Here is a 20,675-nt window from a genome sequence, read left to right on the forward strand (position 1 = left end):
CCATCGCTGGCAAGCCAGCTCCCACAGGTTCTGCGCCGCTTTCGAAAGCGCTATCAATCCTGTGGGAGCTGGCTTGCCAGCGATGGCGTCAGCTAAGGCAACACAGTTATCGGATCAAACCATCCCGCCCAGCTTCAACTCACTCTTCAGATACGCGTAATAAATCGGCCCCGCCACCACCCCCGGCAGGCCGAACGCGGCTTCGAACACCAGCATCGCCAGCAGCAATTCCCACGACTTGGCACTGATCTGCCCGCCGACGATGCGCGCGTTGAGGAAGTATTCGAGCTTGTGGATAAAGATCAGATAGCCCAGCGCCGCCACCGCCACCCAGATCGACAGCGACAGGCCGACGATGGTGATCAGCGTGTTCGACATCAGGTTGCCGATCACCGGCAGCAGGCCGAGCAGAAAGGTCAGGACGATCAGGGTCTTGGTCAGCGGCAGCTTGATGCCGAACAGCGGCAAGACCACCACCAGGAAAATCGCGGTGAAGAACGTGTTCAGCAGAGAAATCTTGATCTGCGCGAAGACGATGTTGCGGAAAGCTTGAACCACCAGATGCAGACGGTCGAACAGGGCGGCGGCCAGCGGTTTGCGCTTGGTCAGATCCGGTACTCGCTGCAGGGCAATGATCGCGCCGAGGACCATGCCGATCAGCAGGGTGACGAACATATGCGCCGCGTCCTTGCCTACCAGTTGCAGCTCGGACAGGTGCTTGCTCGCCCATTCGCCGATGGCCACGCGAAATTCCGCTGCGCTGGCCGGCAGGTAGGCATCGAGAAACGGCGGCAGTTGCCCGCGCGCGCGATCGACCACGCCCATGAATTTGTCGAGCGAGGCGCCCGGGTTTTCCGCTTCGTGCAGCAGGAAACTGATGGCACCGGCAAAGATCAGCGCCAGCACGCTGACCACCAGGGTGCCCAGCAGTGCCACCGCCAGCCAGCGCGCACGCCGACCTTCGATCAGCCGTTGCAGTTGCGGGGTGAGCATGTTGACCAGCTCGAACACCAGCAAACCGGCCAGCAGGCTGGGCAACAAGCGCAGCGGCAACGCCAGCAACAAACCGCCGCAAATGATGATGCAGCTGACCCAAAACACAACATGACGCTCAGAAAACGTTGGCATACAGCCTCAAAACGAACGGCGTAAAAGGATTGGCAGTCTGCCAGCGTTCCGGGGAGAGCACTAGGGATATGCAGGGGCTATTGTCGTGCTCAATGGCCCCTTCGCGAGCAGGCTCGCTCCCACATTGGAATGCGCACTCCTGTGGGAGCGAGCTTGCTCGCGAAGAGGCCAGCCCGCTCACCACAAGACTCAAGTGCTTACTTTTTCTTCAGACAATCACTCATGAAGGTCTTGCGCGCATCGCCGGTCAGCGCCTTGGTTTTCGCGTCGGCGTTGCAGGTTTTCATTTTTTCCTGCTGCGGGGTCAGCACTTTGCCGTCATTGGCGGCCGGTGCAGCCTTGAGGCAGGTGCTCATGAAAGTCTTGCGCTCGTCGCCCTTGAGGCTTTTGGCGGTAGCGTCAGCATTGCAGGTGGTCATTTTGTTCTGTTGCGCCGTGGCGGCGAAACCCTGGGAACACAGGAGCAGACCGATCATCAACAAAGGGACACGCAACATCTTCATGGAGTTTTCTCCTTGTCGCCGCATCGATGGATGCGGCCTCCGCTGAAGTGTAGCCAAATCTTGTTACACCTTCCTGCCTTCCACGTGGCTACGCCGATACTGTTCCGGCGTACACCCGGCCTGCCGGGCAAACATGGCAATGAACGCCGAGCCGCTGCTGTAGCCGAGATCGAAAGCGATTTCCTGCACGCTCTTCGTGCTTTCCAGCGCCTCGATCGCCGCGAGATAACGCAGGCGCTGACGCCATTCGCCGAAACTCATTCCCAGTTCGCGCACGAACTGCCGGGCCAACGTACGCTCGCTGACGTGCACTTGCGCCGCCCAGTGGGCCAGCGGGAGGTTATTGCCCGGATCAGCCTGCAAGGCGTCGAGGATCGCCAGCAACCCGGGATTGCTTGCGTACGGCAGATAACATTCATGCACCGGCGCCTGTTGCAGTTGATCGACCAACACCTGGGCCAGACGCTGGTCGGCATCCAGTTCGGGGATTTTCACGTCGCGGGCGGCGAAGTCCTTGAGAATCGCCTTGAGAATGTCGCTGATCGCCAGGGTGCAGGCGCGCGGCGGCAGATCGGCGCAAACCTTCGGATCGAGGCACACCGCGCGGTAGTTGACCGGTTGGTGACTGTAGAAACTGTGCTCGACCTGCGGCGGCACCCACACCGCGTAGTGCGGCGGCGACATGAAACGGTTGCCGTCGACGTCCATGTGCAGCACACCGTGGGCCGCGTACTCCAGCGTGCCCCACGGATGACGGTGCGGCGCCGCGTATTCATGGGTGTTGAAGTCAGCATAGCGAAAGTACACCGCCGACGGCAGTTCGCTGAAATCCAGCAGATCGATATGTTTACTGTTCATGCTGTCCGGTTGCAGTGGCAGGTTGTCCGGTTCGCAGTATAGGGCTGTATCCAGACAGGCGATAATCACCGTTCATCAACGTTCTGGTTTTAACCCATGCAATACGCGTTTCCGCTGCTGGCGATTTTCATCTGGGCCGGCAATACCGTGATCAACAAACTGGCGGTCGGGGCGATCTTCCCCGCCGAGATCGGTTTCTACCGCTGGCTGCTCGCCGGGCTGCTGTTCACCCCATTCATGCTCAAAGCGGTGATCGCGCACTGGCCGCAGATCCGCCCGAATCTGGGCAAGATCTTCATCCTCGGCGTGCTCGGGATGGCGGTCTATCAAAGCCTGGCCTACTTCGCCGCGACCCTGACCACGGCGACCAACATGGGCATCATCCTGTCGCTGATGCCGCTGATGTCGCTGGCTATGGCAATCATCAGCCTCGGCCAGCGCCTGACCGCCGGGGCATTGTTCGGCGCGGTGCTGTCGTTCGCCGGCGTGCTGGTGGTGGTGTCGTCCGGCAGCCTCGGCGCGCTGCTGCAACACGGGGTGAACCTGGGTGACGCGATGATGTTGATCGCCACCCTGGCCTACGCGATCTACAGCACCCTGCTGAAAAAATGGCAGCTGCGTTTGCCGCCGCTGGTGTTGCTGTACCTGCAGGTGCTGGTGGCGATTGTGGTGCTGTTTCCGCTGTACGCCGCCTCACCGAAAACCGGTTTCACCGCGCAAAACATTCCGCTGGTGCTGTACGCGTGCCTGCTGGCCTCGATGCTCGCGCCGCTGGCGTGGATGCAGGCGGTGCAGCGTCTGGGGCCGAGTCGCACAACCTTGTTCTTTAACTTGCTGCCGCTGATTACCGCGCTGATTGCGGCGGTGGTGTTGAAGGAAGAGCTGGCGATGTATCACCTGGTGGGTGGGGTGTTGACGTTGGGTGGGGTGATTCTGTCGGAGCGCTGGACCACCGTTCTAGGCCGAAAACTCAGCGTTGCCTGATCTGGCCCTGTGGTGAGGGGATTTATCCCCGATGGGGCGCGAAGCGACCCCGCTATTTATCTCAAAACAAGGGCTGCTGCGCAGCCCATCGGGGATGAATCCCCTCGCCACAAAAGCGAGTCACAATCCGGCAGCCTTTAGCCGCGCCGCATGCTCGACAAACAACCGCACCGGATCCGCGCCCTTCCCCACCAGCCCCAGCGACTGATTGACGATGTCGAAGTGATCCAGCGGATAGTCGTCGCCAATTACCGTGCCGAGGTGCGAGCTATAGCGCCCGACCATCCCGTCACACTGCCCCGGCTCACGCACAAAGGTTTTCGCGAACAAGCGGCAGCTGCGGTTGGTGCCGTCGAACAGGTTGCCACCGCGATCGGTTTTGCCCGGTTGCAACGTCCCCGACCACGAGTAATAACGCACGCCGTTGACCTCTTCCGGCCCGTGACCGCCCCAGGTCTCGGGCAGGCCCTGTGGATAACGCTGATTGAACAGCGCCACGCCTTCACTGGTCAGCGATTGATGCGAAGCGTGGATGTCCACCGGCAGTTTCGGCCCGTGGTAACCGGTTTCCAGCAACGCCATCAGCCAGCCGACAAAACGCAACAGCACCTCCAGCACGCGGCCCTTGGCGCTGTTCGCCGGGTAGTGTTTCTGCAGATAGTCGGCCAGTTCAGAACCGTGATTGGGCCCGGCCACGGAGGTTACCGAGGCGACCAGATCCGGCCGTTTCGCGGCGGCATAACGCGCGGTCAACGAGCCCTGGCTGTGGCCGAACAGATTGACCTTGGCGGCGCCGGTCTCGCGCAGAATTTCGTCGATGCGCACCAGCAACTGCTCGCCACGCACCTCGGTGGAATTGAGCGGCGACACCTGCACCGCAATCACCGTCGCCCCGCCACGGCGCAACGCCTTGATGATGCCGTACCAGTACGGATACAGCAGCAGCCGGATAAACCCGAGCATGCCCGGCACCAGCACCAGTGGATAACGTGTCGCCGAACCTTGTGACATGGGCAAACATCCTTGTGGTCGCTGAGTGGATGCCAGACGTGCAAAACGCCCGCCAAGCCTCCTCCCTGATGATGACAACTGCACCATCAGCCTACTTCAGGCCCACCACCCCCGCCACAATCAGCCCCACCGACAGCAGTTTGACCAAGGTCAGACTCTCGCCGAGCAGGGCAACACCGAGAAACACCGTGCCCAGCGAGCCGATCGCCGTCCAGATCGGATAGGCGATGCTCACCGGCAACTCGCGCAGCGCCAACGTCAGGAAGTAAATCCCGCCAATCGCCGCCACCACCGTGATCAGCGACGGCCACAAGCGGGTGAAGCCTTCGGCGTACTTCATGCCCATGGCGAAAGTCACCTCGAAACCGGCGGCGATCAGCAAGAACAGCCAGGCCACTTAGAACGTCCGGACGAGGTCGAGCAAACGCTGCTCGGCCTCGGCCACTGATACCGCGAAGGTGCGCTCGGCCGATTCCTCGCCCTCGGCCGCGACCACGCTGACGTCGTTGATGCCGATAAAGCCCAGCGCGGTGCGCAACCACGGATCGGCATGGTTCAACGCTTCCAGTTCGCCGCCAGGGCCGAAGCCGAAACCGCCACGGCTGGTGACAATCAGCGCTTTCTTGCCTTGCAGCAGCGGCGTGTACTGGGCCACGCCGTTGTCCAGGGTGTGGTCGAACGTCAGGCCCAACCGTACGATTTGATCGACCCAGGCCTTGAGGCCGCTGGGCACGCTGAAGTTGTACATCGGCGTGGAAATCAGCAGCAAGTCATGCTCGAACAACTCGCCGACCAGTTGATCGCTGAGCGCCAGATCGGCCTGCATCGACAACGGACGCGCTTCGGGTTCAGGGTGAAACGCGGCGGCGACAAAGGCTTCGTTGACTGGAGGGATCAGCGCCCGTCCGACTTCCCGGCGGGTGACCTGAGCCTGTGGATGGCGCACCTGCCAGGCGCTGAGAAAACTTTCTGCCAAACGCCGTGAGTGCGAACGATCACCGCGCGGGCTGGCATGGATCGCAAGAATCTTGCTCATCTGAAACTCCTTGGGATTAGACTTGAGTGGCTAAGTGGCGCCAGATTGGCGCCGACCCGCCGCTGTCTCAAATGAGCAAAAATCAGTCGGGATGAATTTGTTTCATCCATGGAGTATTGAATGTTCGCCTCGTTGCCGCTGACCGCCCTGCGCGCCTTCGAATCCGCTTCGCGGCTGTTGAGCTTCAAGGCCGCTGCTGAAGAGCTGTCAGTCACACCGACGGCGATTTCCCATCAGATCCGAGCGCTGGAAGACTGGCTCGGCGTGGCGCTGTTCGAGCGTTTGCCGCGTCAGGTGCGCCTGACCGAAGGGGGCGAGCGACTGTTTCGCAGCCTGCACGGCGCGCTGCTGGAAGTCGCGCAAAGCGTCGACACCCTGCGTCCGCAACGCAGCGGCAGCAACCTGACACTGTCGACCACCGCCGCGTTTGCCGCGCTGTGGCTGGTGCCGCGCCTCGGAAGGTTTTATGCGCAACACCCGAACATCAACGTGCGCCTCGATACCCACTGCGAAGTCATCGACCTGCATCAGGACGCCAGCGTCGATCTGGTGCTGCGCTATAGCCTCGACGATTACCCCAACCTTTACGGCTTGTGCCTGTTCGATGAGACCTTCGGCGTGTATGGCTCGCCGGAACAGGTGGCGCTGGCCGCCCGGCGCACGCCGGCGCTGATCAGCGTGCGCTGGCACAACTCGAAGCTGTATGCCCATGGCTGGGAAGCGTGGTGCGCTGGCTCCGGCGAGTCGTGGCTGAACCAGCATCCGGCGATCCGTGAATACGATGAGGAGCATTACGCTCTGCAAGCGGCGATTGCCGGGCAAGGTCTGGTGCTGGCGAGCAATATTCTGGTCTCGCAGAGCGTCGCCAGTGGGTTGCTGGTGCCGTACAAGGGGCAGGTGCAAGTCGATGGTGCCGGGTACAGCGCGCTGTGTGTGCCGGGACGGGAGCGGCATCCGCCGGTGCGGGCGTTTTTTGCCTGGTTGCGCGAAGAAGCGCAGTTGTCCGGGCTGTTACCAAGGTCGCCGGAAATCTCATAAAACTTTTTGCGTCGCTCAGGACTCACAACTTGGGTAACCGATCACGCCTGTAGAGCGTGGCGCCATTGGATTAGCCTCCTGGAGATCAACATGAGCGACGACCTGCACTTGTCAGATGTCAAAACCCTGCGCGAACGTGCGCGACAACACGTCGAGAACGGCGCGGTAACCGAGAGCTACAGCGCCGACCGTGACGAGGTGCTGCGCTTGCTCAACGAGTCGCTGGCCACCGAGCTGGTCTGCGTGCTGCGTTACAAGCGTCATTACTTCATGGCCAACGGCGTCAAAGCCCACGTGGCCGCGGAAGAATTCCTCGAACACGCGACCCAGGAAGCGCAACATGCCGACCGTCTGGCCGAGCGCATCGTGCAACTGGGTGGCGAACCGGAGTTCAATCCGGACCTGCTGTCGAAAATGTCCCATGCCCAATACGTGGCCGGGAACACCTTGAAGGAAATGGTCTACGAAGACCTGGTGGCCGAACGGATCGCCATCGACAGCTACCGCGAGATCATCCAGTACATCGGCGAAAAAGACCCGACCACCCGGCGCATCTTCGAAGATATCCTCGCGCAGGAAGAAGAGCACGCGGATGACATGGCCGACATTCTGAAAGACTTGTAACCCCTCCAAAAACGCCTTCGCGAGCAGGCTCGCTCCCACACTGGAATCTATTTCAAATGTGGGAGCGAGCCTGCTCGCGAAGGGGGCCTGTCAGTCACCGATCATTTTGTTGGCTTGACGGTCACTGGCGCCTTGCCCGCCTTCATCTGCTCAAGCAGAGGCGCACACTGGTTCGGCTCCCCACCGCTCGGCGCCACCAGCGCCAGCAGCCCCGCCGCCGGTGCAGCGATCACGCCCAACGCCACCATACCCGCGCCGCGTAGCATCAACGGCACGGCCTTGACTCCGGCGTCCGGCTTGATGAACTTGCCGCGCACGTACAGCGGTGAACGCAGCGAAATCAGACGCCAGCCTTTGGACTCCGGTGTCACCGTCAGGTCCAATTGCTCGGTGGCCATGTTCGCGGTGCCGTCGATGTAGATGATCGCGTTCTCGGTATCGAACACAAACAGCCGTGTGGTCGCCAGGCCAGTCTTGATGTCGAAGTCCGCCGCCGCGCAGTTGATCTTCACTTCCTTGTCGCCAAAAATCTTGCCGACCACGTAGTTACCGACGTTGAGACCGGCCAGCTCCATCAGTTCACGGCTGATCGCGCCGTCGTTGATCAGCATCTTCAACTGGCCATTGGCGCCGCCGAGCAGCTTGGCCACCGAGTTGCCGCGACCGCTGATATCAGCATCACCGTTGAGCTCACCGAAGCTGGTTTTCATCGGTTCGAAGGTCGGGAACAACTGCTTGAGCTTGAAGCCGCGCGCGGTCAGTTTGGCCCGGCCTTCCAGCGGTTCGGTGCGACCATTGAGGCGGATCTGCGCGTCCAGATTGCCGCCGGCCACGCCGAAGCGCAGCGGCTCGAGGCTGAGTTCGCCGTCGTTGAGTTTCAGGTGGGTATAGAGGTCGGTGAACGGCAGCTTTTCGCTGTGGACGATGCGCTTGCCGGTGAACTCGACGTCGGCATCCATCGCGCGCCAGCGGTCGGTCTTGAATTCTTCCACCGGCAGCACTTTGTCGGTCGGCTGCTTGCTCTCGCCGCCGCGGGCCTTTTGCTTGTCATTCGAGTCGGCGCCGATCAGCGGCGCGAGGTCGGCGAACAGCAATTGATTGGACAGCAACGCGCCGCTGAGCTTGGGCCGTGGCTGGCTGGCGACGTAGGTCAGATCGCCGTGAATGTCACTGCCGCCGATCTTGCCGTTGAACTGTTCATAGGTGAATTTCGCACCGGCGGCGTCATGCAATTTGGCAATCAGATGGCCGTCGGTGGAGTACGGCGGCGTGTCCGGCAGGGTCACGCCGGTCAGTGGATAGAGGTTGCCGAGGCTGGCGCCGGCCAGTTTCAGACGCAGATCGAGGGCGCCGAGGTTGAGCGGGTCGGTCAAGGTGCCAGCGAGTTCGATGCTAGTGGCGCCGATCTTCGCCTGAGCCTGCAGCGGGAATGGCTTGTTCGCGTCCTGCAACGCCAGTAATCCGCCGATCTTGCCCTGGCCGGTAAGATTCTGACCGTGGTACTGGCCTTTGACCTTCAGCGCGAACGCATAGTCCTGCGGCGCGGCACCTTTGTCCTGGGCGGTCTTCGCGGCTTTGGCGCCGACGATATCGCTGAACGGAATCGGTTTGCCCAGCGGATCGATCAACACGTCGAGATTAGTCTTGAGTGTCTGGTCATCCAGGGTGACGTGGCCCTTGTCGAAGCCAATCGCACCGATGTCCACCACCCAGTTCGACGGTTCGGCATTCGGGTCTTTCGGGTCGAACTTGAAGGTCCAGTTGGCGCGGCCATCGGCCAGGCGTTGCAGTTGCGCGTTGGGTTCGGTCAGGTCGATGCGCGGGATCGTCACCCGTTGCGCCAGCAGTGCCAGCGGCGAAATGCGCAGTTCCACGCGTTTGAGCGTGACCATCTGCGGCTGCTTCGACCAATCCGGGTTGCCCAGCGTCAGGTCCTCAGCCACCACGTGCGGCCACGGCACCCAGGCCCGCCAGCCGCCTTCGTCCGGCTCACGCTGCCAGATCACCGCGAGGTTGCCATTGATGGCGAACGGACGATGCAATTCTTCCGAGACTTTGGCGTTGAGCGGCGGTTTGATCCGGTTCCAGTCGAAGAACACGATGATCAGAACCAGTACCGCCAGCAGCAGTACGAGAGTGGCGAAGGTCCAACTGAAGATTTTTCCGGTGCGCGTCATGCACAAAACTCCTGATGACGACCGCACGCCGATTTCGCGACGCACAGCTGAAACGGCGGGCCAAAGCGGCCCTCATGAATTCTACGACTGGCAAACAGTGCGCAGGTTTAATCGGAATATAGATTCCGCGGCAAAAAATCGCCCGAATGCTGACCGATTGGTCGAACAGCGTTACCGCTGCCCGCACATTTGCGAGGCGCGAGTGAGTCGAAAATACCCACTGCGGTGCAAAACCACCGCCCGCAAATGCCCGAGCTAGAGCGCTTCCGCAGAACAATCAATTCTGTTGATTATTACCATTGCGTTTATGAACTTTTATATCGACTTATCGAGAGTAGCATTGGCTTCGTACCCACTTTATCGCCCTCCCAAGGAGCAACCCATCATGAAACGCCAATTACTGCTCAGCCTTACCCTGTCGATGCTAGCCAGCACTGCTTTCGCCCTGCCCGCTGCCGATCAGGCTACCCCACAAGTGAAATCCAGCCACTCGGTGTTCAGCCAGACTGTGGCGGCTGACGGCAGCGACCGTACCCCACAAGGTCAGACCCTGGCTGAAAACGGTCGTCATCGTCTGGAAGAAAAAGGTCTGGTTGAAGATGGCTACGACAAGACCCCACAAGGTCAAGCTGTAGCAGAAGGCGGCCGTGATCGCCTGGAACAGAAAGGTCTGGTTGAAGACGGCTATGACAAAACTCCACAAGGTCAGACCCTGGCTTCCGATGGCAGCGACCGTACCCCACAAGGCCAGACCCTGGCTGAAGACGGTTTCGATAAAACCCCACTGGGCCAAGCCGTTGCCGAAGGCGGTGGTGACCGTGTGATCGAACGCAACAGCGCTTTGAGCTAAGCCCATGGCGGCCTGGAAAAAAAGCCCAATCACCGGATTGGGCTTTTGACTTTTTCAGTACCGACAATCTGCGAAACCTTTTTTCCTGCTGACTTTCCCCCTGCCGTTCGACGCCAGCAAAGCCGATTTGCTAGAGTGCGGCGCTTGTCCCGCTCAAGAAAACGCCTTTGCGATGCTGCCCCGCGCCGAACAGAAACAACAGACCCGCAACGCCCTGATGGACGCTGCCCGCCATTTGATGGAAAGCGGCCGAGGTTTCGGCAGCCTGAGCCTGCGCGAAGTGACCAAGACCGCCGGCATTGTGCCCACCGGTTTCTATCGGCATTTTGCCGACATGGACGAGTTGGGTCTGGTGCTGGTCAGTGAAGTCGGCCAGACCTTCCGCGAAACCATCCGCCTGGTGCGCCACAACGAATTCGTCATGGGCGGCATCATCGACGCGTCGGTGCGGATCTTCCTCGACGTGGTCAGCGCCAACCGTTCGCAATTCCTGTTTCTCGCTCGTGAGCAATACGGCGGCTCGCAGCCTGTGCGTCAGGCGATTGGCCGTCTGCGCGAAAACATCAGCGCCGACCTTGCGGCCGATCTGACGCTGATGCCCAAGCTGCAACATCTGGATGCAGCCGGCCTGAGCGTGATCGCTGACCTGATCGTCAAATCGGTATTCGCCACCCTGCCGGACATCATTGACCCGCCCGCCGAGGCCCTGCCGGAGCATCTGACGCCGCAGGCGAAGATCACCCAGCAACTGCGCTTCATCTTTATCGGCCTCAAGCACTGGCAAGGGCTGGGCAGTACCGAGTAATTCCCTTTCCCAAAACCCCACAAATCCCCTGTAGGAGTGAGCCTGCTCGCGATAGCGTCCGTTCAGTCAGCCGAGAATTGACTGGAAGACCGCTATCGCGAGCAGGCTCACTCCTACATTGCTCTGTGTGACAGCCACAAATTGGTGCATGTAAAAATCTTCACGCACCAAAACCTTCCAAAATTCCGCAACATCTTGAAACATCCTCTACGCTCCGACAGGGATTTCCTACATCTCGCCCGGTTGGCAAGCCCCTTGCTCTAGCCCTCCTACAAGTCCACTGCTGGAAGCTTTCCGATGCTGGTGATTCATCGCAGAATCGACCCTCAACCTGTCTGGTCCGCCGAGTTGCACCTGACCTTCGAAGCGCGGAGCAAGAGCCGTCTGCGCTGTTTCAGTGCCGATGGCGAAGACGTCGGGTTGTTTCTGGAGCGCGGTCAGGCACCGTTATATGACGGCGAATGCCTGCAGGCCGAGGACGGCCGCATCGTTCGCGTCTGCGCCCGCCCCGAGCAACTGCTGCACGTCACCTGCGCCAATGCCTTCGAACTGACCCGCGCCGCCTATCACCTCGGTAACCGCCACGTTGCCTTGCAAGTCGGCGATGGCTGGCTGCGTCTGCTCGATGATTACGTGCTCAAGGCCATGCTCGAACAGCTCGGCGCCCAGGTCGAGGCGATTGAAGCGCCGTTCCAGCCGGAACACGGTGCCTACGGCGGCGGCCATCATCATTCGCGGCATGGCGACGAAGATTTCAACTACGCGCCCAAACTCCATCAGTTCGGCGTACGCCTGTGAATCCGGCCTGGGCGCTGCTGCGCCTGGCTAGTCCGCAACTGCCGATTGGCGGCTACAGCTATTCGCAAGGCCTGGAAATGGCGGTGGATAACGGCCGCGTGAACAACCCGGACAGCGCCCGCCGCTGGATCAGCGATCAACTACTGCTCAACCTCGCCCGTTTCGAGGCGCCGCTGCTGCTGGCTCATTGTCAGGCCGCGGCCGAGGAAAACTGGCCCGAGTTGCTGCATCTCTGCGAAACCCACCGTGCCAGTCGCGAGACCCGTGAGTTGCATCTGGAGAGCCGGCAGATGGGTTACTCGCTGCAGCAATTGCTCAACGGTTTGCCGGAACTCGACGCGCCAGCCCGCAGCTTTCTTGAGCAATGCGCCGAACCGCACCTCGCTCTTGGCTGGGCACTGGCTGCCCGCGCCTGGCAAATCAGTCCGCAGGATGCGCTCGCCGCGTGGCTGTGGAGCTGGCTGGAAAACCAGCTCGCGGTACTGATGAAAACCCTGCCGTTGGGCCAGCAAGCCGCCCAGCGCCTGACCAGCGAACTGTTGCCGCTGCTGCAACAGGCGCAGCAGGACGCCACCCGCATCAATCCCGAACACATCGGCAGCGCCGCATTCGGCCTGTCCCTGGCGTGCATGGCGCATGAGCGCCAGTACAGCCGTCTGTTTCGCTCTTAGGGCCTGTCATCTTGGAGAAGCACATGAACACACAACCCCTGCGCGTCGGTATCGGCGGCCCGGTCGGTTCCGGCAAGACCGCATTGACCCTGGCCCTGTGCCTGGCATTGCGCGATCGCTACAACCTGGCCGTCGTCACCAACGACATCTACACCCGCGAAGACGCCGACTTTCTGGTGCGCAACGAAGCACTGGCGCCGGAGCGGATCATCGGCGTGGAAACCGGTGGCTGCCCGCACACGGCGATCCGCGAAGACGCTTCGATCAACCTCGAAGCCGTCGATCAACTGAACCGGCGCTTTCCGGGGCTGGACCTGATTCTGGTGGAATCCGGTGGCGACAACCTGTCGGCAACCTTCAGCCCGGAGCTGTCAGACCTGACCATCTACGTGATCGACGTCTCCGCCGGCGACAAGCTGCCGCGCAAGGGCGGCCCGGGGATCTGCAAGTCCGATCTGCTGGTGATCAACAAGATCGACCTGGCGCCGCTGGTCGGTGCTTCGCTGGAAATGATGGATAGCGACACCCAGCGCATGCGCAACGGCAAGCCATTCGTCTTCAGCAACCAGAAAACCGGCCAGGGCCTTGAAGAGATCATCGCCTTCATCGAGCGCCAAGGCCTGCTGAACGCCGCCTGACTTATTGACCAACAAGGAAGCTTATCCATGACACTCAAACGCATTCTCGGCGCCGTGGCGCTGCTGCTGACCCCAGCCCTGGCCTTCGCCCACCCGGGCCACGGCGACAGCGGTCTGGTCGCCGGCATCAGCCACCCGATCGGTGGCCTCGACCATTTGCTGGCGATGGTCGCGGTCGGCCTGTGGGCCGCGCAGCAACAAGGCGCGGCGCGCTGGGCGCTACCGTGCACGTTTGTCGGCACCATGCTGATCGGCGGCATGCTCGGTTTTGAAGGGCTGGAGTTGCCGGCGCTGGAAAGCGGGATCGCCGCTTCGGTGCTGGCGCTGGGTCTGGCAGTGGCACTGGCGGTGCGTCCACCGCTGGTGATGGCGGTGGCGGCAACGGCGTTGTTTGCGTTGTTCCATGGCGTGGCGCATGGCCTGGAGCTGCCGGACATGAGCAGCCCTTGGGCGTATGCCGCCGGCTTCGTGGCGGCGACTGCTGCCCTGCATGCGGCGGGTTATGCGGTGGTTCGTTTTCTGCCTCAGGCTGCTGCGCCTCTGGTGCGCGTGGCGGGTGCCGCTTCGGCTGTGACTGGCGCGTGGTTGCTGGCCGGTTGATTCTCTAGCGCCTGCCACTGGCCTCTTCGCGAGCAGGCTCGCTCCCACAGGTTTTGTGTACGCTGCAAATCCACTGTGGGAGCGAGCCTGCTCGCGAAGGCGGACTGACAGACTCCGCGTCTCTAAGGCCCGCCGCTCTGCTACCATGTCGCGCAATCGCCCCAGCCGTGACGACGTCCGCCAATGCCCCATGCTTGCCGCTCCACCTCCCTGCCCGAATTGACCGCCCTGTTCAGCAACGTGCAACAGCACTTTCTGAACGTGATCGTGCCGCTTTGGCAAGGCCCGGGCTGGAACGCCGACATGGCGCTGCCCTACGAGGCACTCGACGCGGCGCATCAACCTTTGCCACCGCAACGCTATCGGGCGATGGCCTGCGCACGGCAGCTGTACCTGTTTTCCAGCCTGATCGGGGTTGTGGATAACGCCGAGGTGCGCGCCGCCGCGCTGTTCCGCTCGCTGCAACGGCATTTCCACGATGCCGAGCACGGCGGCTGGTTCTACAGCATCGACGCGCAAGGCAAGCCGCTGGATCAGCGCAAAGACCTCTACACCCACGCCTTCATCCTGTTCGCCTGCGCCCATTACTGGGCCAAGTCCCGGGAGCCGCTGGTGGAATCCACGCTCAACGCCGCACTGGAAATCATCGGTCGGCGCTTCGCCACCGGTGATGGCCTGTACGAAGCCTGCCTGGACCGCGACTGGATCACCCTGCAAACCGGGCCACTGCAAAACCCGCTGATGCACCTGGCCGAAGCGTTCCTCGCCACCTTGGCGGTGCGTGAAGACGCGGCGACGCAGAAAGCGCTGGTGGAGTTATGCACAGCCATGCACACGCAGTTCGTCGATCCGCAGCACGGAGTGTTGATGGAGAAGCCGCTCGGGGCTGTGGATAACTGGTACGAGCCAGGGCATCAGTTCGAATGGTATTTCCTGCTTGAGTCTTCAGCCCTGCTGCGCGGTTCGAAACTGCATGCAGCGCTGGACCGGGCATTCGCTTTCACCGAGCAATTCGGTGTTGAACAGCCTTCAGGGGCGGTGCGGGCGATGCTCGATCTGCAACTGGATGGACGGCCGAAAGATTCGACCCAACGCATCTGGGCGCAGGCGGAATACCTGCGCGCCCTGACCTTGCGCCCGGACAGCGAAGCTACAGTGCTGCGCCAGTTGCAGGCGCTGCAACAGCGTTTTCTGCATGCGGGCGGTTGGCATGAGTGCCGAGATGAGCTGGGAGAGGTCAGCCGCAAGGACATGCCTTCAACGACGCCTTATCACTTGGCGACGTGCTACAGCGGTTTAGCCGAATATCTGCGTTGATTGAAAAATAGCTTTCGCGAGCAAGCCCGCTCCCACATGGGAATTTCGCCGAACACATAATCTGTGAACAGCTCGGATCCCTGTGGGAGCGGGCTTGCTCGCGAATAGCCGTTACACGGTCTCTAGGCAATCCACTTCTTGTCACCGGTAAAGCTGATCGTCAACCAGCGTGCCGCATCCGGCTCGCCGAGCTGCGCCGAGATTTCCTCCCGCAACACATCCAGCTGACCTACGCTGCTCAGAGCATAATCCGCCGGCAACACCACATGAATCTCGATAAACCGCGCCCGCCCGTGCTTCTGCACGTAGGTCACGTAGTCGTCGAAACCATGCTCGCTCTTCGCAGCTTCCATGACCTGACGCACGTGATCATCCAGGGTGTCCGGGGCGATACCCAGTACATCACGCAGCGCCGGGCCGAGGATCTTGAACGCCGGGGGCAACATGGTCAGCGCCAGCACGATCAGGATCAGCGGGTCGACAAATTTCGCCCACTCGTCAAAGCCCTGGGCCTTGAGCAGCAACGCGGCGAGAAAACTGATCAACAGGCCGACCGAGAGCATCGCGTCCACCAGCCAGCTGATGTTGTCGAACTGGATCAGGCTGGACTTGAGCTTGCGATTGCGCCGACGCACATAGAAGAAATAGGCGAATTCGACGACGGTGAACACCGCCGCATAAATGATCACCAGCCCCAGCTCGATCTCGCGGCCACCGTTGATGATGCCGAATACACCGTTGAGAAACGCATAGATGGCGATCAACAGCAGGAAGCTGCCTTCGATCAGCAGCACCATCGGCTCCAGATGCCAGAAACCGAACTGGAAGCGGTGATTGCTTTCTTTGGCGATCAGCCTGGCTGTGATCAGCATCAGCACTTTGATGAACGTTGCGATCAGCGAGAAAAAACCATCGAAAAGGATGGATTGCGAACCTGAAACAAAACCGGTGACGATCCCGGCAATCGACACCGCGAACATCAGGATGGTCGATTGTTTGAGCAGTGATTGCTCACCTCGGTTACTCACTTTAACTCCTCGAAAACCTTGAAAACCGCAGGGTGCGGTGGGGTTGTTGAGGAGAGAGTCTACCTTATCGCCATGTTTTGCCTGTTACGGCCTCATCGCTGGCAAGCCAGCTCCCACAGGTACCGAGTCGATTACAAGATTTATGTATACCGACGATCCTGTGGGAGCTGGCTTGCCAGCGATGGCCATTATGCGGTCTTACGCCTTGTTACGCTCGATCGCAAACCCCGCCCAGGTCTGGCTCACCGGCATCAGCTCCAGGCTGTTGATGTTGATGTGCGCCGGGGCGTTGAGCACCCAGAAGATGGTCTCGGCGATGTCCTGCGGCTGGATCGGCTCGGCACCGGCGTAAGTGGCGTTGTAGCGTTCCTGGTCACCGGCAAAGCGCACCAGCGAGAACTCGCTTTCGCACAGACCCGGCTCGATGTTGCTGACGCGCACGCCGGTGCCCTGCAGGTCGCAGCGCAGGTTCAGCGAGAATTGCTTAACGAACGCCTTGGTCGCGCCATACACGTGGCTGCCCGGGTACGGGTAGTTGCCGGCGATGGAGCCGAGGTTGACGATACCGGCGCCACGGCCGTGAGCGATCAAACGCGGCAGCAGCAGACGAGTGCTGTACATCAGGCCTTTGACGTTGGTGTCGACCATAGTGTCCCAGTCGTCGAGGTCGCATTTGGGCGCCGGATCGACGCCCAGCGCCAGCCCGGCGTTGTTGATCAGGCCACGCAGCTTGGCGAACGACGGCGGCAGATTGGCAATTGCCTCTTCCATCGCCTTGCGGTCACGCACGTCGAGCACCAGACCATGCACTTCAGTCTGCTTCGACAACTCGGCGCACAGCGCATCGAGACGTTCTGCACGACGGCCGGTCAACACCAGTTTCCAGCCAGCCTCGGCGAAACGACGGGCACAGGCTTCACCAAAACCGGAGGTTGCGCCGGTAATAAACAGGGTGTTGGACATCGTGTTCTCCTTGCGTCGGCCGCCAGCGCAGCCATTGGAATAGAAAATCAGCAGCCAGCATGCCCGGCCCGGCATTTACGAGCAACACCCGCACCGGGACATCTTCCGATCAAAATTTGATCAATCGTCGCTACACCGTATGTGGCTTGGCCTGTAGCCATGTGCACGCACGTTATCCACAGTCCCTTCCACAGTTTCCGGGGGCAAGTGGAAACGCGCAAAGCCGCGCCATACAAGGCTTTGCGCGGTAAACAGAAAGTTTTTTGCTTGACCCTGAAGCCGCTGTTGTGCCGGAGATGGCATTTTGCACGACCGACCGGTCAACGCAGTGATTGCGCGAGGCCAGTAATTACGGCCCTCAGCGGAGTCTTTCCAGAGTTTAGTCACAGACTTATCCACAGGCTTGCTTACACGTAATTGTTTCTACAGAACAGCCTAGAAAAAGGTTGACAACAGCGTCTTCAGCTCCAGCAAAAACGCCTGATCAAAAAGCGATCACCAGCCTGCAAGCCACGGAACACAAGGGCTGCAGCCAGCTACTCCCACGTTATTCACAGCCAGCTCCACAGCAAACGGGGACAAGTCAAAACTGTGGAAAAACAGCCATTTGCAGCGTCTATATGTCGCGCTTTGGCAGCTATGGGAATTTGTTTTCCACAATTCTGAAATCTGGCGCTCCCACAAGGGATTTGTGCTGGACTTGGGATGTAAAAAGCCCCGAGACTTTCGTCGCGGGGCTTGTGGACAACTCAAGTAGAATCAGTGCCCGCCCAGATAAGCGTTACGCACCTCCTCGTTCACCAACAACTCCTTACCGGTACCGGTCAGACGAATCTCGCCGTTGACCATCACATACGCCCGGTCCGACAGCTTCAACGCATGGTTGGCGTTCTGCTCGACGAGGAAAATGGTCATGCCGGTTTTCGCCAGTTCCCGCAGGGTGGCGAAGATCTGCTTCACCACGATCGGCGCCAGGCCCAGGCTCGGTTCATCGAGCAACAACAGCTTCGGCCGGCTCATCAGCGCACGGGCGATGGCGAGCATTTGCTGCTCGCCGCCGGACATGGTCATTGCCCGCTGAGTGCGGCGCTCTTCGAGCCGCGGGAACAACTCGAACATGCGCTGCATATCTTCCTTGGCGTACTTGTCGCCAATCGGGATGGTGCCCATCAGCAGGTTTTCCTCGACGGTCATGTCGGGGAACACCCGCCGCCCTTCCGGCGACTGCGCAATGCCGTTGGAAGCGATGTAGTGCGAGGACTTGTGGGTAATGTCGACGCCCTGATAGAGGATCTGCCCGCCCGCCGCGCGCGGCTGGCCGAAGATCGACATCAGCAGCGTCGATTTACCCGCGCCGTTGGAGCCGATCAGGCTGACGGTTTCGCCTTCGTTGATCTGCAGCGACACGCCCTTGAGGGCCTGGATCGGGCCGTAGAACACGTTCAGGTCTTTGAGTTCGAGGATCGGTTTGCTCATACCAGCTCCTCTTCGTCGGCGCCCAGGTAGGCGGCAATCACTTTCGGATCGTTGCGGATCGCCTCGGGACCGCCCTCGGCGATGACCACGCCGTGATCCAGCACCACGATGTGGTCGGAAATACTCATGACCATGCCCATGTCGTGTTCAATCAGCACCACGGTCAGATCGTGCTCGTCGCGCAGCAGCCGGATCATCGCGCTCAGCGCTTCGGTTTCCTGAGGGTTGAGGCCGGCGGCCGGTTCGTCGAGGCAGATGATCTGCGGCCGCGTGCACATGGCCCGGGCGATTTCCAGACGGCGTTGCTGGCCGTAGGACAGTTCACCGGCCAGACGGTTGGCGCAGTCCACCAGATCGACCACTTCGAGCCAGTAGAACGCGCAGTCCAGCGCATCGCTTTCGGCCTTGCGGTAGCCCTTGGTGTTGAGGATGCCGGCGAGCATGTTGCGGTTGACCCACATGTGCTGGGCCACCAGCAGGTTCTCCAGCACCGACATTTCCTTGAACAGGCGAATGTTCTGGAATGTCCGGGCCAGGCCGGCGCGGTTCACCAAATGGGTGCCGCCGAACATCTTGTAGTACAGGCGACTGAGGAAGCTTTTCGGCGAGACGAAGTCGGTCGGTTTGAAAGACTCGCCCAGCAGCTGGATGACGTTGGTCTGCTTGCCGCGCACGTTGAGTTCGATCTTGCCGCCGGAGGCCTTGTAGAACCCGGTCAGGCAGTTGAACACCGTGGTCTTGCCGGCGCCGTTGGGGCCGATCAGGGCGAAGATCGAGTTGCGTTTGACCTTGAGGCTGACATCGCTCAGAGCCTTGATGCCACCGAAGTGCATCATCAGTTTTTCCACAGAGAGTACGACTTCACTCATGACGCAGTCCTCTCATAGTGAATGGCACCTTTGCGTGGAGTGACCCCGGTACGGCTGATGCGAATCAGCCCGCGAGGTCGCCAGATCATCATCAACACCATCAGGATGCCGAACAGCAGCACGCGGTATTCAGCGAAGCCGCGCAGCAGTTCCGGAGCAACCGTCAACACGAATGCCGCAATCACCACGCCGATGGTCGAGCCCATGCCGCCGAGCACGACGATGGCGAGGATCAGCGCCGATTCGAAGAAGGTGAACGAGGTCGGGTTGACGAAGCCCTGGTAGGTGGCGAAAAACACCCCGGCCAGGCCCGCGGTCGATGCACCGATGGTGAACGCCGAAAGCTTGACCAGTACGTGGTTGAGGCCCATCGAGCGGCAGGCGATTTCATCTTCGCGTAGCGCTTCCCAGGCGCGACCCACCGGCATCTTCACCAGACGATGCTTGATGTACAGCACGGCCAGTACCACCAGGAACAACACCGTGTAGATGAAGTAATACTTCACGTCCGGGTTGTAGGCGATGCCGAAGAACTCGTGGAACGGCACCCCGCCATCCTTGGCCCGCTTGCCGAATTCCAGACCGAAGAAGGTCGGCAGTGGCGCCGGCATGCCGTTCGGCCCGCCGGTCAGCGACAGCCAGTTGTTGAGGATCAGGCGGATGATTTCACCGAAGCCCAGAGTCACGATCGCCAGATAGTCGCCGTGCAGACGCAGCACCGGAAAACCGAGGATGCAGCCGGCCAAACCGGCAGTGATTGCCGCCAGTGGCAGCACGGTCCAGAAGCCCAGCCCGAGGTATTGATAACCGAGCGCCAGACCGTAGGCGCCGATGGCGTAGAACGCCACGTAACCGAGGTCGAGCAGGCCGGCCAGACCGACCACAATGTTCAGCCCCAGGCCCAGCAGCACGTAGATCAGCCCGAGGATGACCACGCCCAGCAGGTACGAGTTGGAGACAAACGGCACGATGACCGCGAGCACGATCAGCAGTGGAATGATCCAGCGCAGACGTGATTTGTGATCGGCAGGCAGCACATGCACACCGGAGCCGGTGCTCTCGAATCCGTCGAGAATCTTCAGGCCCTTGGGCGTCTGCAGAAACAGACTCAAGGCAAAGCGGCCGATCATCACGATGCCGATAAGCCACGCCACGCGGGTTGGTTCGAGGTTGAAGCTGTAGCCTTCGAGCACGACGCCGACAATCGGGCCGAACACGATCAGGGCAATCAGGCCGGCCAGAATCGCCTCAACCAGGCTTTTTTTGATATCGATATTTTTTTGAGTGGTTGAAGACATCGC

At 60.7% G+C, this 20,675-nt stretch carries 22 protein-coding genes; 10 read left to right on the forward strand and 12 right to left on the reverse strand.

The genetic code is table 11. From position 1 onward, the window contains the following. Nucleotides 1-114: 114 nt before the first annotated feature. From ACM6I7_RS17490 to ACM6I7_RS17500, 3 genes are all read right to left on the reverse strand, one after another. On the reverse strand, nt 115-1,128 hold the full coding sequence (locus ACM6I7_RS17490) for an AI-2E family transporter (RefSeq protein ID WP_027613551.1): 1,014 nt from the start codon (nt 1,126-1,128) through the stop codon (nt 115-117). 197 nt (nt 1,129-1,325) lie between these two features. Next, complete coding sequence (locus ACM6I7_RS17495) at nt 1,326-1,631, reverse strand: PsiF family protein (RefSeq protein ID WP_007966973.1); 306 nt, start codon at nt 1,629-1,631, stop codon at nt 1,326-1,328. A gap of 63 nt (nt 1,632-1,694) precedes the next feature. After that, nucleotides 1,695-2,489, reverse strand: coding sequence for an AraC family transcriptional regulator (locus tag ACM6I7_RS17500; RefSeq protein ID WP_414888953.1), 795 nt, complete (start codon nt 2,487-2,489; stop codon nt 1,695-1,697). A gap of 96 nt (nt 2,490-2,585) precedes the next feature. Between ACM6I7_RS17500 and ACM6I7_RS17505 the strand changes: the two genes are divergently transcribed. Continuing rightward, nucleotides 2,586-3,473, forward strand: coding sequence for a DMT family transporter (locus ACM6I7_RS17505; RefSeq protein WP_027613549.1), 888 nt, complete (start codon nt 2,586-2,588; stop codon nt 3,471-3,473). 120 nt (nt 3,474-3,593) lie between these two features. Here ACM6I7_RS17505 and ACM6I7_RS17510 read toward each other — a convergent pair whose 3' ends face one another. The 3 genes from ACM6I7_RS17510 to ACM6I7_RS17520 form a co-directional block, all read right to left on the reverse strand. After that, nucleotides 3,594-4,484 (reverse strand): esterase/lipase family protein, encoded by an 891-nt coding sequence (locus ACM6I7_RS17510; RefSeq protein WP_150369546.1) that lies wholly within the window; start codon nt 4,482-4,484, stop codon nt 3,594-3,596. Between the two features lie 91 nt (nt 4,485-4,575). After that, nucleotides 4,576-4,881, reverse strand: coding sequence for a DMT family transporter (locus ACM6I7_RS17515; RefSeq protein ID WP_098966977.1), 306 nt, complete (start codon nt 4,879-4,881; stop codon nt 4,576-4,578). After that, nucleotides 4,882-5,520 carry an FMN-dependent NADH-azoreductase gene (locus ACM6I7_RS17520; protein ID WP_150369545.1) on the reverse strand — a complete coding sequence of 213 codons (639 nt, stop codon included), beginning with the start codon at nt 5,518-5,520 and terminating at the stop codon, nt 4,882-4,884. A 120-nt stretch (nt 5,521-5,640) separates the two neighbouring features. Here ACM6I7_RS17520 and ACM6I7_RS17525 point away from each other — a divergent pair, with 120 nt between their 5' ends. Both ACM6I7_RS17525 and ACM6I7_RS17530 read left to right on the forward strand, forming a co-directional pair. Beyond that, entirely contained in the window at nt 5,641-6,558 is a 918-nt protein-coding gene (locus tag ACM6I7_RS17525; protein WP_414888954.1) for a LysR substrate-binding domain-containing protein, read from the forward strand. 90 nt (nt 6,559-6,648) lie between these two features. Continuing rightward, nucleotides 6,649-7,182 carry a ferritin-like domain-containing protein gene (locus ACM6I7_RS17530; protein ID WP_027613544.1) on the forward strand — a complete coding sequence of 178 codons (534 nt, stop codon included), beginning with the start codon at nt 6,649-6,651 and terminating at the stop codon, nt 7,180-7,182. Between the two features lie 101 nt (nt 7,183-7,283). Here the strand turns inward: ACM6I7_RS17530 and ACM6I7_RS17535 are convergent, their stop codons facing one another. Further along, nucleotides 7,284-9,359 (reverse strand): AsmA family protein, encoded by a 2,076-nt coding sequence (locus ACM6I7_RS17535; RefSeq protein WP_097089886.1) that lies wholly within the window; start codon nt 9,357-9,359, stop codon nt 7,284-7,286. Between the two features lie 385 nt (nt 9,360-9,744). On the opposite strand from ACM6I7_RS17535, the gene ACM6I7_RS17540 reads away from it, so the two are divergent. The 7 genes from ACM6I7_RS17540 (at nt 9,745) to ACM6I7_RS17570 (ending at nt 15,038) form a co-directional block, all read left to right on the forward strand. After that, on the forward strand, nt 9,745-10,209 hold the full coding sequence (locus ACM6I7_RS17540; protein WP_098966970.1) for a hypothetical protein: 465 nt from the start codon (nt 9,745-9,747) through the stop codon (nt 10,207-10,209). Nucleotides 10,210-10,381: 172 nt separating this feature from the next. Beyond that, complete coding sequence (locus tag ACM6I7_RS17545; protein WP_027613541.1) at nt 10,382-11,014, forward strand: TetR family transcriptional regulator; 633 nt, start codon at nt 10,382-10,384, stop codon at nt 11,012-11,014. Between the two features lie 297 nt (nt 11,015-11,311). Continuing rightward, nucleotides 11,312-11,812: an urease accessory protein UreE gene (gene ureE, locus ACM6I7_RS17550; RefSeq protein ID WP_003221180.1), complete on the forward strand. Its 501-nt coding sequence runs from the start codon at nt 11,312-11,314 to the stop codon at nt 11,810-11,812. Further along, nucleotides 11,809-12,483, forward strand: a complete 675-nt coding sequence (locus tag ACM6I7_RS17555; RefSeq protein WP_027613540.1) for an urease accessory protein UreF — start codon at nt 11,809-11,811, stop codon at nt 12,481-12,483. The genes ureE and ACM6I7_RS17555 overlap by 4 nt, the downstream gene beginning before the upstream one ends. Before the next feature lie 23 nt (nt 12,484-12,506). Then, nucleotides 12,507-13,121, forward strand: a complete 615-nt coding sequence (gene ureG / locus ACM6I7_RS17560; RefSeq protein ID WP_007966946.1) for an urease accessory protein UreG — start codon at nt 12,507-12,509, stop codon at nt 13,119-13,121. Between the two features lie 27 nt (nt 13,122-13,148). Beyond that, nucleotides 13,149-13,721 (forward strand): HupE/UreJ family protein, encoded by a 573-nt coding sequence (locus tag ACM6I7_RS17565; RefSeq protein WP_097089885.1) that lies wholly within the window; start codon nt 13,149-13,151, stop codon nt 13,719-13,721. Nucleotides 13,722-13,904: 183 nt separating this feature from the next. Continuing rightward, complete coding sequence (locus ACM6I7_RS17570; RefSeq protein ID WP_414888955.1) at nt 13,905-15,038, forward strand: AGE family epimerase/isomerase; 1,134 nt, start codon at nt 13,905-13,907, stop codon at nt 15,036-15,038. A 122-nt stretch (nt 15,039-15,160) separates the two neighbouring features. Here ACM6I7_RS17570 and ACM6I7_RS17575 read toward each other — a convergent pair whose 3' ends face one another. From ACM6I7_RS17575 to livM, 5 genes are all read right to left on the reverse strand, one after another. After that, nucleotides 15,161-16,066: a cation diffusion facilitator family transporter gene (locus tag ACM6I7_RS17575; protein WP_414888956.1), complete on the reverse strand. Its 906-nt coding sequence runs from the start codon at nt 16,064-16,066 to the stop codon at nt 15,161-15,163. A gap of 198 nt (nt 16,067-16,264) precedes the next feature. Beyond that, nucleotides 16,265-17,029, reverse strand: coding sequence for an SDR family oxidoreductase (locus tag ACM6I7_RS17580; RefSeq protein ID WP_027613536.1), 765 nt, complete (start codon nt 17,027-17,029; stop codon nt 16,265-16,267). A 759-nt stretch (nt 17,030-17,788) separates the two neighbouring features. Continuing rightward, nucleotides 17,789-18,505: an ABC transporter ATP-binding protein gene (locus ACM6I7_RS17585; RefSeq protein WP_027613535.1), complete on the reverse strand. Its 717-nt coding sequence runs from the start codon at nt 18,503-18,505 to the stop codon at nt 17,789-17,791. Next, on the reverse strand, nt 18,502-19,374 hold the full coding sequence (locus ACM6I7_RS17590) for an ABC transporter ATP-binding protein (protein ID WP_027613534.1): 873 nt from the start codon (nt 19,372-19,374) through the stop codon (nt 18,502-18,504). Before ACM6I7_RS17590 ends, ACM6I7_RS17585 begins: the two co-directional genes overlap by 4 nt. After that, nucleotides 19,371-20,672: a high-affinity branched-chain amino acid ABC transporter permease LivM gene (gene livM / locus ACM6I7_RS17595; protein WP_027613533.1), complete on the reverse strand. Its 1,302-nt coding sequence runs from the start codon at nt 20,670-20,672 to the stop codon at nt 19,371-19,373. Before livM ends, ACM6I7_RS17590 begins: the two co-directional genes overlap by 4 nt. Nucleotides 20,673-20,675: the final 3 nt, after the last annotated feature.

The sequence above is a fragment of the Pseudomonas sp. IT-93MI4 genome, from assembly GCF_949767635.1.
GTDB classification, from domain to species: Bacteria; Pseudomonadota; Gammaproteobacteria; order Pseudomonadales; family Pseudomonadaceae; genus Aquipseudomonas; species Aquipseudomonas putida_A.

Excerpts from the sequence above, each read along its gene's own strand:
- ACM6I7_RS17490 (WP_027613551.1), bottom strand. The coding sequence starts at position 1,128 with ATGCCAACGTTTTCTGAGCGTCATGTTGTGTTTTGGGTCAGCTGCATC.
- ACM6I7_RS17495 (WP_007966973.1), bottom strand. The coding sequence starts at position 1,631 with ATGAAGATGTTGCGTGTCCCTTTGTTGATGATCGGTCTGCTCCTGTGT.
- ACM6I7_RS17500 (WP_414888953.1), bottom strand. The coding sequence starts at position 2,489 with ATGAACAGTAAACATATCGATCTGCTGGATTTCAGCGAACTGCCGTCG.
- ACM6I7_RS17505 (WP_027613549.1), top strand. The coding sequence starts at position 2,586 with ATGCAATACGCGTTTCCGCTGCTGGCGATTTTCATCTGGGCCGGCAAT.
- ACM6I7_RS17510 (WP_150369546.1), bottom strand. The coding sequence starts at position 4,484 with ATGTCACAAGGTTCGGCGACACGTTATCCACTGGTGCTGGTGCCGGGC.
- ACM6I7_RS17520 (WP_150369545.1), bottom strand. The coding sequence starts at position 5,520 with ATGAGCAAGATTCTTGCGATCCATGCCAGCCCGCGCGGTGATCGTTCG.
- ACM6I7_RS17525 (WP_414888954.1), top strand. The coding sequence starts at position 5,641 with ATGTTCGCCTCGTTGCCGCTGACCGCCCTGCGCGCCTTCGAATCCGCT.
- ACM6I7_RS17530 (WP_027613544.1), top strand. The coding sequence starts at position 6,649 with ATGAGCGACGACCTGCACTTGTCAGATGTCAAAACCCTGCGCGAACGT.
- ACM6I7_RS17535 (WP_097089886.1), bottom strand. The coding sequence starts at position 9,359 with ATGACGCGCACCGGAAAAATCTTCAGTTGGACCTTCGCCACTCTCGTA.
- ACM6I7_RS17540 (WP_098966970.1), top strand. The coding sequence starts at position 9,745 with ATGAAACGCCAATTACTGCTCAGCCTTACCCTGTCGATGCTAGCCAGC.
- ACM6I7_RS17545 (WP_027613541.1), top strand. The coding sequence starts at position 10,382 with ATGCTGCCCCGCGCCGAACAGAAACAACAGACCCGCAACGCCCTGATG.
- ureE (WP_003221180.1), top strand. The coding sequence starts at position 11,312 with ATGCTGGTGATTCATCGCAGAATCGACCCTCAACCTGTCTGGTCCGCC.
- ureG (WP_007966946.1), top strand. The coding sequence starts at position 12,507 with ATGAACACACAACCCCTGCGCGTCGGTATCGGCGGCCCGGTCGGTTCC.
- ACM6I7_RS17565 (WP_097089885.1), top strand. The coding sequence starts at position 13,149 with ATGACACTCAAACGCATTCTCGGCGCCGTGGCGCTGCTGCTGACCCCA.
- ACM6I7_RS17570 (WP_414888955.1), top strand. The coding sequence starts at position 13,905 with ATGCCCCATGCTTGCCGCTCCACCTCCCTGCCCGAATTGACCGCCCTG.
- ACM6I7_RS17580 (WP_027613536.1), bottom strand. The coding sequence starts at position 17,029 with ATGTCCAACACCCTGTTTATTACCGGCGCAACCTCCGGTTTTGGTGAA.
- ACM6I7_RS17585 (WP_027613535.1), bottom strand. The coding sequence starts at position 18,505 with ATGAGCAAACCGATCCTCGAACTCAAAGACCTGAACGTGTTCTACGGC.
- ACM6I7_RS17590 (WP_027613534.1), bottom strand. The coding sequence starts at position 19,374 with ATGAGTGAAGTCGTACTCTCTGTGGAAAAACTGATGATGCACTTCGGT.
- livM (WP_027613533.1), bottom strand. The coding sequence starts at position 20,672 with ATGTCTTCAACCACTCAAAAAAATATCGATATCAAAAAAAGCCTGGTT.